At 43.0% G+C, this 3,011-nt stretch carries 3 protein-coding genes; all 3 read right to left on the reverse strand.

Features of this window, described 5'->3' with window-relative positions:
- Window positions 1–56: 56 nt before the first annotated feature.
- Genes AN618_RS12205 through AN618_RS12215 form a run of 3 tightly spaced genes read right to left on the reverse strand, consistent with a single transcriptional unit; the run spans window position 57 to window position 2,853 of the window.
- A complete protein-coding gene (locus AN618_RS12205; RefSeq protein ID WP_066355594.1) occupies window positions 57–1,619 on the reverse strand; it encodes an ATP-binding protein in 1,563 nt (520 codons plus the stop codon).
- 36 nt (window positions 1,620–1,655) lie between these two features.
- Window positions 1,656–2,045, reverse strand: a complete 390-nt coding sequence (locus AN618_RS12210; RefSeq protein ID WP_066355596.1) for a RusA family crossover junction endodeoxyribonuclease — start codon at window positions 2,043–2,045, stop codon at window positions 1,656–1,658.
- 25 nt (window positions 2,046–2,070) lie between these two features.
- On the reverse strand, window positions 2,071–2,853 hold the full coding sequence (locus AN618_RS12215) for a hypothetical protein (RefSeq protein WP_066355597.1): 783 nt from the start codon (window positions 2,851–2,853) through the stop codon (window positions 2,071–2,073).
- Between the last annotated feature and the right edge of the window lie 158 nt (window positions 2,854–3,011).

Genomic DNA, 3,011 nt, shown 5'->3' on the forward strand with positions numbered 1-3,011 from the left:
CTTCTCCAATGGATAAGAGTTCCATGCTTTTATGGTAGCAAAATAGTTAAGTAAAGTCAACTACAGTGGGGTTTCTTGAAGCTGCTGCAAACCTCCTTTATAGCATCGACCAAATCGCTCATTCTAATTCCTTTTTTCGGAATACAGTCTTTTGTAGCTTTTGTTAACCCCTTTTGAGATTCTTCAATTTCCCGTTTAAGTGCGGTAAGGGCCGCCTTCTTGCATATCGCCTCTATTTGAGCGGGCGACATACCTTCGGTTAGTTTAGCAAGTTCAAAAACGTCTAGGAATTCCTCATCACTGATGGGCCTTCCTTCGAGATAAATACTGAACAGTTTTTTACGCGCTTTGAAATCTGGTAACGGTATTTCTATTACGCTGTCGAACCTCCCGGGCCTGAGCAGTGCTTCATCCAGCACGTCCAATCTGTTGGTCGCACCTATGACGAATACCCCTTCGTCTTTTTCAAATCCGTCCATTTCAGCAAGCAGGATATTCAGTACGATATCGCTTGGCCGATTGAGATGCGAACCGTCTCTTCTACGGGCAATAGCATCGATTTCATCGAAGAATATGATTGCGGGCTTATTGGCTCTTGCCTGGGCGAAGAGCTGTTTAACGGCGGCTTCGCTTGAACCAACGTACGGCCCTACCAGTTCCGAAGCTTTTACGCTGATGAAATAACATCCGAAGTATTCCGCCGTTGCACGGGCCAGCGAGGTTTTTCCGGTACCCGGAGGGCCGTAAAACAGAATCCCTTTCGACGGTTTTATGCCGTATTCTCTAGCCTTCTCAGGATACATAAGGGGAATTTCGAGTGCATCTTTTATTGCCCTTATCGCGTGGTCCACACCGGCAAGGCGATCGAAAGCATAAAGGTTCCTGCTACGGTAACTGTCGGGTTTGGAACTGCTTGCCCCATTGGTTTGGGTAGTCTGTATAGTTTGTAACTGCTGCGGAGGAGAACTCTGTAGATGCTTCTTGCAATGTCCGTAAGTTTTTTTGTAGATATGATTGCGCCTAATCCTCGAGTGTGCACGTTTTATGTCCTTATAGAATGGAATTATATTGTTAATTATCTCCTCGCGAAACGTCCATGAAATAAAAGCAGGGGCAAACGCTATCATTAGCAAAAAAACTATGAAATACACCCAAAGGTAAATTATGGCTTTTACTGCCAAGAGTAGTAATACGATGCCAATAATTGCTCCTTCTGGCCCGTTCATGAACTGCGAAAAAGACTGCCCTATCCGAGAAAGCCAGTTGACGAATTTATGTATCAACGCTGGAGTGTATTTTGCATAGATAATGGGCATGTAAATGGGAAGGTAATAGTGGCCCAACACGATCAATGAATAAGGCAGCATCAGTCCCGTCAAAGGCGAAAGTAAGATTCCAAATAAGCCAAAGATTGTAGCTACTATAATGCTTTCCAATGGGCTACTGGGATTCAAATGAGATATCCCGTATTTCACCGCATACTGGAAACTGTAGGCAGTTAGCGAGAGCTGCAGGACGAAACATGTCCAAACCGCCGCCATAAAAATATAACGGACCGCCAGCCAAAAACATAATTTTGCTGTATTTAAAATATTCTCTGGGCTAAAAGTCTTTCTCATCAATACACCGCCTGCCTTTCCTTTCTTTTGACGAAATTATCCTATCTTTGTTGCTTTCTTGTTGTTGCTTATTTTTTCCTCGTTAACTTTCTTTAAAAAAACCTCCGTATACTCAACATCTGCATCGATTCTTTCGGCCTTAATGCTTCGCACCCTGCGGTCATCATCCCAAGCAACACCATTTAAGCCATCCAAAACCGCTTTTAACAGATTGTCGATATCCGGAATATGACCTCCGTTCAAATAGAATCTGCATTCTACTTCTACATCGGCATCTATCTTTTCTACGCCGCTTTTCTTAGCAAACCATCCGACTTTTTCTTTGTATTCGAGATACCGCAACGCCTCTGGTCTTACGAATTTGCTTTTGTTCGTCATCCTTGCAGCTGGCACTGGCCTGCCTGGAATGATGAATCGGTATTCCAAAGCTTATTCCCCTTTCCATGTTTTATTATTCTTCCTCGCCCTTCCAACCCAGGATGTATTTCCTCTCATATACCGTAGGGGTAAAGATTACGGCTGCTACATGCTTGCCCGCTCTTATCAATGCTTCGCCTACACCGGCTTTTTCGAGGAATGCCTTCTGCCCTGCCGAAAGTTTAAATGCTTCTGCAACGTCATCTATTTCTTCCGAGTTCTGCTGCATCAGTATATTCGTACCCATATTTGATATGACGGCTATGGCCTGCTGATTTGCACCGTAAACTTCGTGCTTTTCACTTGTATCCTTTTGACTATTTTGTTGTTTGTTGCGATTGCCATAAATCATCTTATGTCTTCTTTCGGCGCTCTTTTTCCATTGATACCACGTGTAGGCATATGCTATTTCACGCCCAAAAGGTATTATGTTCGCAATTATTTCATTTCGGCATGTCCATGTTATATAGGGCGGTATAAGCCCAGATAGAAGTACAGATGCTACAAGGAATAACCAGGCTACGATTAACCTGGGCAGGCCAACAACAAAAAAGATAATTGCTATAGGATACTGGAGTATTCCTAAACTCTCCCATACCATCAGCATAAAATTCCATATAGTTACCAGCATTTTATACAGCAGTGTCATTGTAAACGCACGGCCAATAATAACTCGGACGTGTGGATCTATAAGGACAGTGATAGTGTATAGTGGCAGTACCAAACCATAAAGTGGAGATAATATGGCACCGCCTACACCGAAGACGAGGTATACGATTATAATCTGATGAAGTTCTTGTGGTTTTATTTTAGCCATACCATAGAGGATACTGCTTTTAGCGCAGTAAGCGGCAAGAGCTAACTAGAACACAAAAGACGTCCTACCAACAGTTGCCTTATTTTTTAATCAATGCTATACTTAAAGTATGAAACATGAACTGGAGGAACATTACCCTTTACGCAAAGCTGCAGAGA

Origin of the sequence: Fervidicola ferrireducens, from assembly GCF_001562425.1 — a bacterium.
Lineage (GTDB): Bacteria > Bacillota > Thermosediminibacteria > Thermosediminibacterales > Thermosediminibacteraceae > Fervidicola > Fervidicola ferrireducens.